This window comes from Paraburkholderia sp. GAS199 (genome assembly GCF_050436585.1).
GTDB lineage: Bacteria > Pseudomonadota > Gammaproteobacteria > Burkholderiales > Burkholderiaceae > Paraburkholderia.
The window spans coordinates 353,877-365,922 of record NZ_JBNDMM010000003.1 but is presented as its reverse complement, the minus strand read 5'-3'; the positions used below and the strand labels follow the sequence as shown (position 1 = coordinate 365,922).

Sequence of the window (12,046 nt, the reverse complement as noted above, 5' to 3'; positions counted from 1 at the left end):
GATCGACACAGTTATCGCGTTTTCACCAGCACAGTTAGCACCACACTGCGTCAACTGTTTATGCCGCCATTAAACCGCGAACGCTACAGTTTTGGCTACGCCCCGAAGGAAGTCCTTTTGGGGGACCACTTCGAGGAGAACACCATGACTTCGCGCCCCGTCATCGACGATATGTCGTCCTTCTGGATGCCCTTCACCGCCAACCGCCAGTTCAAGGCCGCGCCGCGCCTGCTGGAATCGGCCAAGGGCATGTACTACCGCAGCACCGACGGCCGTGAAGTGCTCGACGGCTGCGCGGGTCTGTGGTGCGTGAACGCGGGCCACGGCCGCGAGGAAATCGTCGCCGCCATCACGCAGCAGCTGTCCACGCTCGACTTCGCCCCGACCTTCCAGATGGGTCACCCGCTGGCATTCGAAGCGGCCACCAAGGTGGCGGAACTGATGCCGGAAGGGCTCGATCGCATCTTCTTCACCAACTCCGGCTCGGAATCGGTGGACACCGCGCTGAAGATCGCCCTCGCCTATCACCGCGCGCGCGGCGAAGGCCAGCGCACGCGCCTGATCGGCCGCGAGCGCGGTTACCACGGCGTCGGCTTCGGCGGCATTTCGGTGGGCGGCATCGCGCCGAATCGCAAGACCTTCTCGGGCGCATTGCTGCCGGCCGTCGATCATCTGCCGCACACGCATAACCTCGAACACAACGCGTATTCGAAAGGCCAGCCGGCCTGGGGCGCGCACCTCGCCGAAGAACTCGAACGCATCGTCACGCTGCACGACGCCTCGACCATCGCCGCGGTGATCGTCGAACCGGTGGCCGGCTCGACCGGCGTGCTGATTCCGCCGCAAGGCTATTTGCAGAAGCTGCGCGAGATCTGCACGAAGCACGGCATCCTGCTGATTTTCGACGAAGTGATCACCGGTTTCGGCCGCGTCGGCAAGGCCACCGCCAGCGAGTTTTTCGGCGTAACGCCCGACCTCATCACGATGGCGAAGGCCATCAACAACGCGTCGATTCCGATGGGCGCGGTGGCCGCGAGCCGCACGATCCACGACACCATCGTCAACGCCGGCGCGCAGGGCGCCATCGAGCTGTTCCACGGTTATACGTACTCGGCGCACCCGGCCGCCGCTGCCGCCGCCGTGGCCACGCTCGACCTGTATCGCCGCGAAGGCCTGTTCGAACGCGCCGCCACGCTCGCGCCGACTTTCGAAGCCGCGGCCCACTCGCTGCGCGGCACCAAGCACGTCAAGGACGTTCGCAACCTCGGCATGATCGCGGGCGTCGAACTGGAGTCGCGCGAAGGTGCGCCGGGCGCACGTGCTTACGAAGCCTTCGTGAAGTGCTTCGAGGCCGGCGTGCTGGTCCGCTTCACGGGCGACATCCTGGCGTTCTCGCCGCCGCTCATCATCAACGAAGAGCAGATCGCGCACATCTTCAAGACCGTGGGCGACGTGCTGGCGACGGTGCAATAAGCCGTGCGATAAGCGGTGCAATAAGCGCTTGCCCAGACAAAACGGCGGGACGTATCGCTCAGATACGTCCCGCCGTTTTTTTTATGACCGCGGCCGGCTCAATGATGCGAGCGCGCCGCCCGCGTATGCGCAGCTTTTTTGGCTGCCGCCGAACGTCCTGCCGCCCCCTTCGTGGCAGCGGCTTTCTTCGCGGCCGCGGAGCGACTGGCGGCCGGCCGTTTCGCGGCGGCTGCCTTGGTCTGCTTCGACAGCGCCGTGCGCGAAGCCCCGGCCGTGCCCTCGCGTTTGAGCGCATTGGTGGCCGCGCGCGAGCGCTTCGCGGTCGATTCGCTGCTCTTCTTCGACGCCGTCTTATGCTGACCGGCGGCCGAATCCTTCTCAGCCTTCTTGCGGGTCGCCTCGCTTGTCGCGCCCTTCTTCGGCGCCTTCACGGCAACACCCGCGCGACGTGCCTCCGACAAGCCGATGGCAATCGCCTGCTTCGCCGACCGGACGCCGTGCTTGCCGGCGCGAACCTGATCGACCTGTTCCTTCACGAACTCACCGGCCTGAGTGCTCGCCGACTTGCCGGCGCGTTTATCGGCACTGGCACGTTTAAGCGTTTTTTGCAGGGGCATGGCGTCCTCCGTTGGCTGTTGACTCCAATGGAGTCAGCAACGGCCGTGCCGCGCGGCAGGCGCACAGATGGTCCATCGCGCCTGCCGCGCCGCAAAAATTCTGAAATTACCCGACGAGGCGTGCGCCGTGTGGCGGGACGGGGTATGGTGAGGGTGAAGGTTCGCACCGCGGACCGTCTGCCGGGAGAGACCCATGAAGACACCGACCGTACGCGCGGGCGCGCATATCGAAGGCGTGCACTGGATCGCCGAGTACGCAGAAGTCGCCCACGAGATTCGCATCTTTCGTGAAGGCCTGGAAGTGGACGTTCACGATGCGCCGTCTGCCCTGTTTGGCGACGAAGAGAATGCCGGGTCGAAAAGCACCGCCGACCATCGCGGCGTGGAAGCCGCCGTGCTGGCTTACCTGAAACGCTTCGTCATCGAGCACGACGCGGAAGAATGAGCGGCGCGCGGCAAGCCTGGGTTTGCCTGCGCTGGCCGCAGGCAATCACTCCTCAGCTGCCGCGCTCGCGCCGATCAGTGGCCGATTAGTGGCCGATATAAACGACCGGTGCCGAATAGGAACTCACGGCGCCTGAACGCTTCGCGCCTGCCTGCGAAGTACCGTCGGTTGCGGAACCGTAGCCGCTGTTGCGGGTAGCGGCATTTTCAGCGGCGACACGCGCTTCGGCGGCTTGCAGGTCGCCCGGATAATTCGTGTCGTTCGCGATGGCCGGGTTATAGCCGGCCTTTTCCAGTTGCACGAGTTCAGCGCGAACCTGCGCACGCGTGACGGGCTGGCTCGACTGTGCGAATGCTGCCAACGGTGCGGTAATAAGAGCGGCGATAACAGCGGCTTCGATGAGCGATTTCATGATAACTACCTCCAGAGATTGTTTTTGCGTCGCTTCGGGATCACATTTCCCCAGCGCATGAAGACAGTCTAGAAGGCAGTCGAATCAGGGTAAACACTTAAACGTTGAATTCACTGTTGTGATTACGGACACAATGCCGCGGCCACGAGCGGCGTATGCCGTTCAACGGCGGGTTGGTCCGCGGCATTGCGGCCGCCGCTCGCCTGCCGGTCGCTTCTCGGACTCGCGCCGAAACGCGCGCGATAGGTCCGCGAAAAGTGCGAGGGAGATTCGAATCCGCACGCGACGCAAATCGCCGTGATCGACATATCCGTTTGCTGCAGCAGTTCACGGGCGCGCGTAAGGCGCAGTTGCAGATAGAAATGCGTCGGCGTGTCCTTGAGCGACGCGCAGAACAGGCGCTCCAGTTGCCGCCGCGTCACCCCTATTTCCGCGGCGAGCCGGTCGGGTGACAGCGGTTCTTCCATGTGCTGTTCCATCACGCCGATCACCTGAATCAGCTTCCGATTGTGCACGCCGTAACGCGCCGCGACTTCCATGCGCTGATGGTCGGAGCGTTGCCGGATACGGCTCACCACGAACTGCTCCGACACGGCCGACGCCAGCGCGGCGCCGTGCTTGCGGCCGATCAGGTCGAGCATCATGTCGATCGACGCCGTGCCGCCCGCGCACGTAATGCGTCGCTCGCCGATTTCGAACAGTTCCTGACTCGCGTTCAGCGACGCATAGCGCTCGCGAAACGCCGACAACGCTTCCCAATGCACGGTCACGCTATCGGATGCGCCGAGGAGCCCCGCTTCGGCCAGCACGAAGCTGCCGGTGTCGATGCCGCCGAGCGTCGCGCCGAGGCGGTTGAGCCGCTTGAGCGTGTCGCCGAGCGCGCGTGTGTAGCAGCCAAGCGGATCGAAGCCCGCCACCACGAAGACCGTCTGCGGAGAATCGACTTCGCCGATGGCGGCGTCGGCGTTGATCGAAATGCCGTTGCTCGCGACGACCGGCGCGCCGTCGAGGCTCAGAATGCGCCAGCGATACAACCCGGCGCGAAACCGGTTCGCCACACGCAGCGGTTCGACCGCCGACATGAAGCCGATCGCCGAGAAGCCGGGCAGCAGCAGAAACGACATGTCTTCGGGCATCGGCCGCACTCGATAGATGACAGGAACGCACAGGGATGTGCAAACCCGGCGAGCGTAGCAAGCGACGCACGACGCGGCAACCCGCGAAAACAATGAGTGGCCCGCGATTCTGCACTGCAACGTGCCGGCGTGGCGGCTTGCCTCGTGGCGACGCACGTGTCGCTGGCGGGCAAGAACGGGTCGCCGGCGGTCGCTTGCCGGTGAATATGGGGCATTAACGTTAGGGCATCGCTTCACGCCGCCATGCAAAGTCAATCGACGTCAATCGACGTCGATGCAGCGGTGACGCAGCGGCGACGCAATCGCAATCCAGTCAGCAACCGAGTCGTATCGCGCAGGTCCGGGGCCGCCAGAACGCGGCCGTTTCGAAACACGCTGTCGAACGTGTCCGAAGGGAGAACATCATGAAGTGGAACGTCAAAGCCTTGCTGAACCAACTCGCGTGGCTGACGGCCGCCACCGCCGTCGCGTGGTCGTCCACGCCGGCGCTCGCGCAGGACCCGGCGGCCTGCAAGGCGGTGCATTTCGCCGACATCGGCTGGACCGACATCACCTCGACCACGGCGCTCGCTTCGACCGTCTTCGAGGGCCTCGGCTATCAGCCGGTCACGACCGTCGCATCGGTGCCGATTTCCTTCGCCGGGCTGAAAAGCCGGCAGCTCGATGTGTCGCTCGGCTACTGGTGGCCGGTGCAGGAAAAAGCGATCGCGCCGTTCGTCGAATCGAAATCGATCCAGGTACTGCAACCGCCCAATCTGACCGGCGCGAAAGCGACGTTCGCCGTGCCGAGCTACGAATACGACGCGGGGCTGAAGACCTTCGCCGACATCGCGAAACATCGCGACCAGCTCGACGGCAAGATTTATGGCATCGAACCCGGCAGCAGCGCCAACGCCGCGATCCAGAAAATGATCGCCACCAACCAGTTCGGGCTCGGCGGCTTCAAGCTGATCGAATCGAGCGAGGCCGGCATGCTGGTGTCCGTGGATCGCGCGGTCCGCGAGAAAAAGTGGGTGGTGTTTCTCGGCTGGCAGCCGCACCCCATGAACCTCACCATCGACATGAAATACCTGAGCGGCAGCGACGGCGTATTCGGTCCGAACGACGGCGAAGCACGCGTTTATACGCTGACGTCCCCCGACTTTCTGACGCGCTGCCCGAACGCGGGCAAGCTCGTCAGCAATCTGCGCTTCACGACGCAACTGGAAAACCTCGTGATGCAGTCGGTGATGAACAAGGAAAAACCGGCCGACGCCGCCAAGGCGTATCTGAAGCAAAACCCACAACTGCTCGACGCCTGGCTCGCCGGCGTCAAGACCTACGACGGCCGCGACGGTCTGCCCGCGGTCAAGGCCTACCTCGGACTCTGATCGCGCTCCGCGCACACGAACAGCTCGCACATAGAGGAACTCACCCGCAATGAACCATGAAGTCATCGTGACCTGCGCCGTGACCGGCGCAGGCGATACGGTCGGCAAGCATCCGGCCATTCCCGTCACGCCGAAGCAGATTGCCGAAGCCGCAATCGAAGCCGCGAAGGCGGGCGCCACCGTCGCGCACTGCCACGTTCGCGATCCGAAGACCGGACGCGGCAGCCGCGACCCGAGTCTGTACCGCGAAGTGGTGGATCGAATCCGCTCGTCCGGCACCGACGTCATCATCAATCTGACGGCGGGCATGGGCGGCGATCTGGAGATCGGCCCCGGCGAGGACCCAATGCGTTTTGGCGCGGGAACGGACCTGGTCGGTGGACTGACGCGTCTCGCGCACGTGGAAGAACTGCTGCCGGAAATCTGCACGCTCGACTGCGGCACGCTCAATTTCGGCGACGGCGATTACATCTACGTGTCGACACCCGCGCAACTGCGCGCGGGCGCAGCGCGCATTCAGGAACTCGGCGTGAAGCCGGAACTGGAAATCTTCGATACGGGGCATCTGTGGTTCGCCAAACAGCTGCTCAAGGAAGGCCTGCTGGACGCACCGCCGCTGTTCCAGATCTGCCTCGGCATTCCATGGGGCGCGCCCGCCGACACCACCACGATGAAGGCGATGGCCGACAACCTGCCGCCCGGCGCGCAGTGGGCGGGCTTCGGCATCGGCCGCATGCAGATGCCGATGGTCGCGCAGGCGATGCTGCTCGGCGGTCACGTGCGCGTCGGTCTCGAAGACAACATCTGGCTCGACAGAGGTGTTCCCGCCACCAACGGCTCGCTCGTGCAGCGCGCCGTGGAAATCATCGAAAGGCTCGGCGCGCGCGCGCTCACTCCCGCCGAAGGGCGCAAGAAGCTCGGCTTGCCCGCGCGCGGCGAGCGGCAACTGGAGCGTCGCGCACTCGCGCAGTACGCATAACGCGACCGGCGTGCGCGCCGGCGGCATCGTCCAATTTTTCAGGTCAAAGGATCGTCAGACATGACAGTGATCGTCGATATCAAAACCTTCGCCGCGATCGGCGTGGGTGTCATCGGCAGCGGCTGGGTGGCGCGCGCGCTCGCCCACGGACTCGACGTGATCGCGTGGGACCCCGCGCCGGGCGCGGAAAAGCAACTGCGCGAGAACATCGCCAACGCATGGCCGGCGCTGCAACGTATCGGGCTTGCCGAAGGTGCGTCGCCGCAACGCCTGCGTTTCGTGGACACCATCGAAGCCTGCGTCGGGAACGCGGACTTCATTCAGGAAAGCGCGCCCGAGCGCGAATCACTGAAGCTCGAACTGCACGAGCAGATCAGCCGGGCGGCGAAACCGGACGCGATCATCGCGTCGTCCACCTCGGGTCTACTGCCGAGCGATTTTTACGCGCGTGCGCTGCATCCGCAACGCTGCATCGTCGGGCATCCGTTCAATCCGGTGTATCTGCTGCCGCTCGTGGAAGTGCTCGGCGGCGAGCGCACCGCGCCCGGCACCCTCGACGCCGCGCTGCAGATCTACCGTTCACTGTCGATGCGGCCGCTGCACGTGCGCAAGGAAGTCCCGGGCTTCATCGCCGACCGTCTGCTCGAAGCTTTGTGGCGCGAAGCACTGCATCTGGTCGACGAAGGCGTGGCGACCACCGGCGAGATCGACGACGCAATCCGCTTCGGCGCCGGCATCCGCTGGTCCTTCATGGGCACGTTTCTGACCTACACACTGGCGGGCGGCGACGCCGGCATGCGTCATTTCATGCAGCAGTTCGGCCCCGCGCTCGAACTGCCGTGGACTAAACTGGTAGCGCCCAGGCTCACCGACGCACTGATCGACCGCGTGGTGGACGGCACGGCCGAGCAGGTCGGCGCGCGCTCGATCAAGCAGCTCGAACGTTACCGCGACGACTGCATCACGAGCGTGCTGGCCGCGATCGGCGAGGCCAAGGCACGGCATGGCATGTTGCCGTCCGAGTAACATGATCGCAGCACGACGGCGGCGTTCAGATATGGCCGCCGACAGTTGCACATATTGCACCGTTCAGCACGACTGAGAGGAGACGCCTTGCTGCCCAGCTATCGCGACACCGTACGCGCCGAGTGGGTCGACTACAACGGTCACCTGCGCGACGCGTTTTACATGCTGATTTTCAGCTTCGCAACAGACGCCCTGATCGACCGGATCGGTCTGCCCGACACTGTGCGCGAGGCACGGCACCGCTCGATCTACACGCTGGAGGCGCACGTAAGCTATCTGCACGAGATCAAGGAAGGCGCGCAGGTTCGCGTCGATATGCGCATCCTTGCGCACGACGCGAAACGCATCCATCTTTACCTCGAAATGTTCACCGAAGGCAACGCCGACCCGGTGTCCGCCGGCGAGCAGATGCTGCTGCACGTCGACACGACCGGACCGCGCGGCGCGGCGTTCGACCCCGACGTCGCCGTCAGCCTGAGCGCGCTCGTCGAAGCCCAGACCGCGTTGCCGCCGCCGCGATTCGCGGGGCGCGTCATCGGCCTGCCCGCCAAACGATCGCCGACGGGAGGCGAACATGCTTGAGCCGGAGATTGCCGCATTCGTCGAGCGCACGGCCGCGATCTATTCGCACACCACGCCGCTGTCGCCGCCCGAACAGCGTGAGCTTTACGAACGCTACACGGCAGCGCTCGCGCCGCAGATGCCGGCCAACGTGAGCACGCAAGATGCGGTATTCGAGTCGCGCGCGGGCCATGCCATCGGTCTGCGTCTGTATCGCAATACGGCGGCTGCGGGGCTCGCGCGTGGCACCGTGCTGTATTTTCACGGCGGCGGCTTCGTGCTTGGCTCGCTGCAAAGCCACCAGCCCGTCACGGCGCGGCTTGCCGCAGATACGGGTCTGGACATCGTCGCCGTGGACTACCGTCTCGCGCCCGAACATCCCGCGCCGGCCGCTCACGACGATTGTCTGGAAGTCACCATGGCCGCGCTCCGGCATGCGTTGCCATTCGATTCGCTGTCGACCGGCACGCTGCAACTGGCGGGCGACAGCGCCGGCGCCACGCTCGCCGCCGGCGTCGCGCTGCGTTTGCGCGACGAAGGCATAGCAGGCGTGAGCGGCCTCGCGCTGGTCTACCCGATGCTCGGCACCGACCCGCAGAAACCCGCGCGCGATACCGAAGCGCACGCGCCCATGCTGACGCTCGCCAACGTGCACGGTTTCAGCGATCTGTACTGGGGTAAAGAGCGGCCCTATCCCACCTGGACGATTCCACTCGAAGCGGATCGCTACGACGGCCTGCCGCCCACGCTGGCCATCGGCGTCGAGCACGATCCGTTGCGCGACGACGCCCGCGTGTTCGTCGAACGCATGACAGCCGCGGGCGGCGACGCTCGTCTGTGGATCGCCGCCGGCCTCGTGCACGGCTGCTGGCGCGCGCTGGACATGAGCCCCGGCGCGCTGGCATTGCATCGGGAGGTGTGCGGCTTTTTGCGCGCCCATGTGACGCAGACGTGACGCCGAGGTGATTCGCGATGCTACGCTGTGCCGATGAACAACATGTCGGCACTCGCGTCGGCACATCAGGGAACGGCACACATGGTGGAAATCGTCGAAGCGCAATTTCCGGAACAGGTCGCCACCGTGCGCGCCATCTTCCGCGACTACGCCGACTCGCTCGGCATCGATCTGGGCTTCCAGGATTTCGAAACGGAACTCGCGCAATTGCCCGGCAAATTCGCCGCGCCGCGCGGACGCGTCCTGCTTGCCTGGCAGGATGCGCAAGCGGTGGGCTGCGTCGCCATGCGTCCGCTCGACGACACCGTCTGCGAGATGAAGCGGCTGTATCTTCGCCCCGAGGGACGCGGCCAGCAACTCGGCCGTGCCCTCGCAACACGCATTTGCCGGCTTGCCAAAGACGCCGGCTACACGCGTATCCGGCTGGACACGCTGCCGACTATGACGGCCGCGATGCAACTCTATGCATCGCTCGGTTTCGAGCCGATACCGGCTTATGTTTTCAATCCGATCGAGGGCACGAAATTTCTCGAACTCGACCTCGACCGGTTCGAACCGGCATGAACCGAGCGGCGCGCAGGCATACCACCCGCGCGCGCTCGCCGGCCTCTCGCCGCTAGCGCGACGCGCCGGCTTCAGCCCTGGCGAAACAGCGGCGCGCCCCACGGCGCGCCGATCGTGCCGCCGTCCACGACAATCTCGGCCGCCGTCATGCCCGAGGCGTCGCCCGAGGCGAGGAACAGCACCGCCGCCGCGACTTCTTCAGGCGTGGCGAACCGGGCGAAGGGCACCCGCGGCGCGAGCATCTGTTCGGTGCCGTCGAGCGTCGCGCCTTCACGCGCACCACGCGTCCAGATCGGCGTGCGGGTGCCGCCCGGAATCACCGTGTTCACGCGAATGCCACGCTGCACCAGTTCGGCCGCAAAAACCTTCGCCATGCCGGTGACGCCGGCCTTGGTGGCGGAATACGCGGCCGTTCCCGGCGCGCCGAGTTCGCGCATCACCGAGCCGTTCAGCACGATCGCGCCGCCCGCTTTCATCAGCGGCAACGCGCCCTGGACGGTCAGAAACACGGCTGTCAGATTGGTGCGGAGAATCGCGTCGAATGCCGCTGCGGTGGTGCCGCCGAGCGGCGTCGGTCCGGAGATGCCGGCATTGGCGAAGACGATATCCAGCGCCCCGAACGCCTCGCCGATTTGCTTGAACACGGGATCGATGGCCGCTTCGTCGTTCAGGTCCGCTTGCAGACCCAGCGCGTTCGGTCCCAGTTCGGCTACCGCCTGATCCAGCTTGGCGCGATCGCGCCCGGTGATCGCCACCCGCGCGCCTTCGGCAATCAGCATTTTTGCCGTGACAAACCCAATCCCGCTGTTGCCGCCCGTGACCAGGGCCGTTTTTCCTTCGAAACGCATCGTGCTACTCCTTGAAAAATCTGTATGTTGATCGTCATGCACATTTTCAGTATTATTCGCATCATGCAGATTGTCAAGGGCGGATAAGCGATGGGTTACTCACAGGCACAGAAAGCGGAAAGCAAGCAGCGCGTGCTGGAAACAGCGTCGCGGCAGATTCGTGAGAACGGCATCGAGGCGCTCGGCGTGGCGGACTGCATGCGTAGCGCGGGACTCACGCACGGCGCGTTCTACGGCCACTTTTCATCGCGTGACGCGCTGATCGTCGAGGCGTTGGAGTACGCGGTCGCGCAAAGCCAGAAGCGCATGATCGCGTTCGACGAAAGTTTTGACGGGAAGGCGCCGCTGCGGGCGCTGGGAGAGTTTTTTCTCAACGCGAATCACGTCGGCAATCCGGGCGCCGGCTGCGCCTTGTGCGCGCTGGCCGGTGAAGCGCGCCATGCGGGGCCGGAAGTTCGCGAGCAACTGACCCGCTATGTGCACGCGCTGGCCGCGCGGATTGCTGGAACGCTGGCGGGACGCGACGAGAAGATGGCGCTCGGCATCGTGGCGACCATCGTCGGCGCGATCACGCTGGCGCGTGTGGTCGACACCGAAGAACTCGCCGGTTCGATTCTCTCCGGCGCGCTGGATCTGATCGTCACGCAGGAGCGCGACAGCGCGTCTTGAAACAACCCGGCGAATAGAAACTCAGGTCTGGGCGCTTTGGCCGTAGGCTCCGTTGCGCTTGAACGAACTGGCGAAGAACAGCACCTGATACTGCACCGCGTTCGACCAGTACTTCCAGGTGTGGCCGCCCGGCCGTTCCGCGTAGTCGTGCGGCACGCCCAGTTCGACGAGCCGCGCATGCAGCATGCGGTTGGACTGGACGAGCGAGTCGTTCACGCCGCAGTCGATGGTCAGCGCAATGTGGGCGTTGCCGAAATTGCGCGCGTTCGCGACGATCGCTTCGTTGTTCCAGAAGTCGGCATGGCGCGCGGGATCGCCGAATACCTGATCGATGCCGGGTTCGTCCTCGCAACCGCGCGGATCGACCGCGCCGCTGATGCTGCCCGCCGCGCCGAACGCGTCCGGGCGATCCAGCGCGATATGCAGCGCGCCGAAGCCGCCCATGCTCAGACCAGTGATGGCACGCGCCTGACGGGTCGCCACCGTGCGGAAATGCATGTCGACATACGCGACCACTTCCGTGCCCACGTAGGTTTCGTACAGGCTGCGCGGGTCGACCGGACTGTCGATGTACCAGCTTTCGTGACCACCGTCGGGCATCACGAGAATCATGTGATAACGGTCGGCCAGTCTGCCGATCTGCGAATTCGAGGTCCAGTCGGTGTAGTCGCCGCCCGAACCGTGCAGCAGATAGACCACCGGAAAGCGGTCGGCCGCCTTGCCGTGGCTGTACTGATCGGGCAGCACGACCGTCGCCTCGAACGACTTATGCATTGCCGCGCTGGGAATGGTCACCACCCGCGTCTGGAAAGCCCAGGCCGGGGCCGTAAAAAGCAGCGTCAGAATGAGCCAACAGGCACGAGCTATGTTCATGGTTGTCGCTCTCCCACTGTTCGCGTGTGCTCGGAAACACCGTCTGGCTTCCGGTGGAAAATTGCTCGGACGACTCTAGCAATAGCGACTTACAACCAAATTTCAGTTCGGCCTACGA

Annotated in this window: 14 protein-coding genes; 9 read left to right on the top strand and 5 right to left on the bottom strand. The window is 64.8% G+C overall.

Features of this window, described 5'->3' with window-relative positions:
* The first annotated feature begins 144 nt into the window (after nucleotides 1-144).
* Nucleotides 145-1,473: an aspartate aminotransferase family protein gene (locus P3T18_RS13330; protein WP_429300393.1), complete on the top strand. Its 1,329-nt coding sequence runs from the start codon at nucleotides 145-147 to the stop codon at nucleotides 1,471-1,473.
* Nucleotides 1,474-1,571: 98 nt separating this feature from the next.
* On the opposite strand, the gene P3T18_RS13325 is transcribed toward P3T18_RS13330, so the two are convergent.
* On the bottom strand, nucleotides 1,572-2,090 hold the full coding sequence (locus P3T18_RS13325; protein WP_429300392.1) for a DUF6496 domain-containing protein: 519 nt from the start codon (nucleotides 2,088-2,090) through the stop codon (nucleotides 1,572-1,574).
* A 193-nt stretch (nucleotides 2,091-2,283) separates the two neighbouring features.
* Between P3T18_RS13325 and P3T18_RS13320 the strand changes: the two genes are divergently transcribed.
* Nucleotides 2,284-2,535: a hypothetical protein gene (locus tag P3T18_RS13320; RefSeq protein WP_429300391.1), complete on the top strand. Its 252-nt coding sequence runs from the start codon at nucleotides 2,284-2,286 to the stop codon at nucleotides 2,533-2,535.
* An 85-nt stretch (nucleotides 2,536-2,620) separates the two neighbouring features.
* Here P3T18_RS13320 and P3T18_RS13315 read toward each other — a convergent pair whose 3' ends face one another.
* Nucleotides 2,621-2,947: a DUF4148 domain-containing protein gene (locus tag P3T18_RS13315; protein ID WP_429300390.1), complete on the bottom strand. Its 327-nt coding sequence runs from the start codon at nucleotides 2,945-2,947 to the stop codon at nucleotides 2,621-2,623.
* A 122-nt stretch (nucleotides 2,948-3,069) separates the two neighbouring features.
* The gene (locus tag P3T18_RS13310; RefSeq protein WP_429300389.1) at nucleotides 3,070-4,083 is read right to left on the bottom strand and encodes a GlxA family transcriptional regulator; all 1,014 of its coding nucleotides are present in this window, start codon (nucleotides 4,081-4,083) and stop codon (nucleotides 3,070-3,072) included.
* Nucleotides 4,084-4,487: 404 nt separating this feature from the next.
* Between P3T18_RS13310 and P3T18_RS13305 the strand changes: the two genes are divergently transcribed.
* From P3T18_RS13305 to P3T18_RS13280, 6 genes are all read left to right on the top strand, one after another.
* Nucleotides 4,488-5,453, top strand: a complete 966-nt coding sequence (locus P3T18_RS13305; protein WP_429300388.1) for a choline ABC transporter substrate-binding protein — start codon at nucleotides 4,488-4,490, stop codon at nucleotides 5,451-5,453.
* A 49-nt stretch (nucleotides 5,454-5,502) separates the two neighbouring features.
* On the top strand, nucleotides 5,503-6,432 hold the full coding sequence (locus P3T18_RS13300; RefSeq protein WP_429300387.1) for a 3-keto-5-aminohexanoate cleavage protein: 930 nt from the start codon (nucleotides 5,503-5,505) through the stop codon (nucleotides 6,430-6,432).
* Nucleotides 6,433-6,492: 60 nt separating this feature from the next.
* Nucleotides 6,493-7,458 (top strand): L-carnitine dehydrogenase, encoded by a 966-nt coding sequence (locus P3T18_RS13295; RefSeq protein ID WP_429300386.1) that lies wholly within the window; start codon nucleotides 6,493-6,495, stop codon nucleotides 7,456-7,458.
* An 87-nt stretch (nucleotides 7,459-7,545) separates the two neighbouring features.
* A complete protein-coding gene (locus P3T18_RS13290; RefSeq protein WP_429300385.1) occupies nucleotides 7,546-8,040 on the top strand; it encodes a thioesterase family protein in 495 nt (164 codons plus the stop codon).
* The gene (locus tag P3T18_RS13285; protein ID WP_429300384.1) at nucleotides 8,033-8,974 is read left to right on the top strand and encodes an alpha/beta hydrolase; all 942 of its coding nucleotides are present in this window, start codon (nucleotides 8,033-8,035) and stop codon (nucleotides 8,972-8,974) included. Before P3T18_RS13290 ends, P3T18_RS13285 begins: the two co-directional genes overlap by 8 nt.
* 81 nt (nucleotides 8,975-9,055) lie before the next feature.
* Nucleotides 9,056-9,538: a GNAT family N-acetyltransferase gene (locus P3T18_RS13280; RefSeq protein WP_429301086.1), complete on the top strand. Its 483-nt coding sequence runs from the start codon at nucleotides 9,056-9,058 to the stop codon at nucleotides 9,536-9,538.
* A 71-nt stretch (nucleotides 9,539-9,609) separates the two neighbouring features.
* On the opposite strand, the gene P3T18_RS13275 is transcribed toward P3T18_RS13280, so the two are convergent.
* Nucleotides 9,610-10,386: an SDR family NAD(P)-dependent oxidoreductase gene (locus P3T18_RS13275; protein ID WP_429300383.1), complete on the bottom strand. Its 777-nt coding sequence runs from the start codon at nucleotides 10,384-10,386 to the stop codon at nucleotides 9,610-9,612.
* A 90-nt stretch (nucleotides 10,387-10,476) separates the two neighbouring features.
* Here P3T18_RS13275 and P3T18_RS13270 point away from each other — a divergent pair, with 90 nt between their 5' ends.
* A complete protein-coding gene (locus P3T18_RS13270) occupies nucleotides 10,477-11,055 on the top strand; it encodes a TetR/AcrR family transcriptional regulator (RefSeq protein WP_429300382.1) in 579 nt (192 codons plus the stop codon).
* A 21-nt stretch (nucleotides 11,056-11,076) separates the two neighbouring features.
* On the opposite strand, the gene P3T18_RS13265 is transcribed toward P3T18_RS13270, so the two are convergent.
* Nucleotides 11,077-11,928, bottom strand: a complete 852-nt coding sequence (locus P3T18_RS13265) for an alpha/beta hydrolase (protein WP_429300381.1) — start codon at nucleotides 11,926-11,928, stop codon at nucleotides 11,077-11,079.
* Nucleotides 11,929-12,046 lie beyond the last annotated feature (118 nt).

What these genes read in the sequence shown, in the direction of transcription:
- P3T18_RS13315 (WP_429300390.1), bottom strand. Translation starts at nt 2,947, where the DNA reads ATGAAATCGCTCATCGAAGCCGCTGTTATCGCCGCTCTTATTACCGCA.
- P3T18_RS13270 (WP_429300382.1), top strand. Translation starts at nt 10,477, where the DNA reads ATGGGTTACTCACAGGCACAGAAAGCGGAAAGCAAGCAGCGCGTGCTG.
- P3T18_RS13305 (WP_429300388.1), top strand. Translation starts at nt 4,488, where the DNA reads ATGAAGTGGAACGTCAAAGCCTTGCTGAACCAACTCGCGTGGCTGACG.
- P3T18_RS13320 (WP_429300391.1), top strand. Translation starts at nt 2,284, where the DNA reads ATGAAGACACCGACCGTACGCGCGGGCGCGCATATCGAAGGCGTGCAC.
- P3T18_RS13310 (WP_429300389.1), bottom strand. Translation starts at nt 4,083, where the DNA reads ATGCCCGAAGACATGTCGTTTCTGCTGCTGCCCGGCTTCTCGGCGATC.
- P3T18_RS13300 (WP_429300387.1), top strand. Translation starts at nt 5,503, where the DNA reads ATGAACCATGAAGTCATCGTGACCTGCGCCGTGACCGGCGCAGGCGAT.
- P3T18_RS13275 (WP_429300383.1), bottom strand. Translation starts at nt 10,386, where the DNA reads ATGCGTTTCGAAGGAAAAACGGCCCTGGTCACGGGCGGCAACAGCGGG.
- P3T18_RS13265 (WP_429300381.1), bottom strand. Translation starts at nt 11,928, where the DNA reads ATGAACATAGCTCGTGCCTGTTGGCTCATTCTGACGCTGCTTTTTACG.
- P3T18_RS13280 (WP_429301086.1), top strand. Translation starts at nt 9,056, where the DNA reads ATGGTGGAAATCGTCGAAGCGCAATTTCCGGAACAGGTCGCCACCGTG.
- P3T18_RS13325 (WP_429300392.1), bottom strand. Translation starts at nt 2,090, where the DNA reads ATGCCCCTGCAAAAAACGCTTAAACGTGCCAGTGCCGATAAACGCGCC.
- P3T18_RS13295 (WP_429300386.1), top strand. Translation starts at nt 6,493, where the DNA reads ATGACAGTGATCGTCGATATCAAAACCTTCGCCGCGATCGGCGTGGGT.
- P3T18_RS13285 (WP_429300384.1), top strand. Translation starts at nt 8,033, where the DNA reads ATGCTTGAGCCGGAGATTGCCGCATTCGTCGAGCGCACGGCCGCGATC.
- P3T18_RS13330 (WP_429300393.1), top strand. Translation starts at nt 145, where the DNA reads ATGACTTCGCGCCCCGTCATCGACGATATGTCGTCCTTCTGGATGCCC.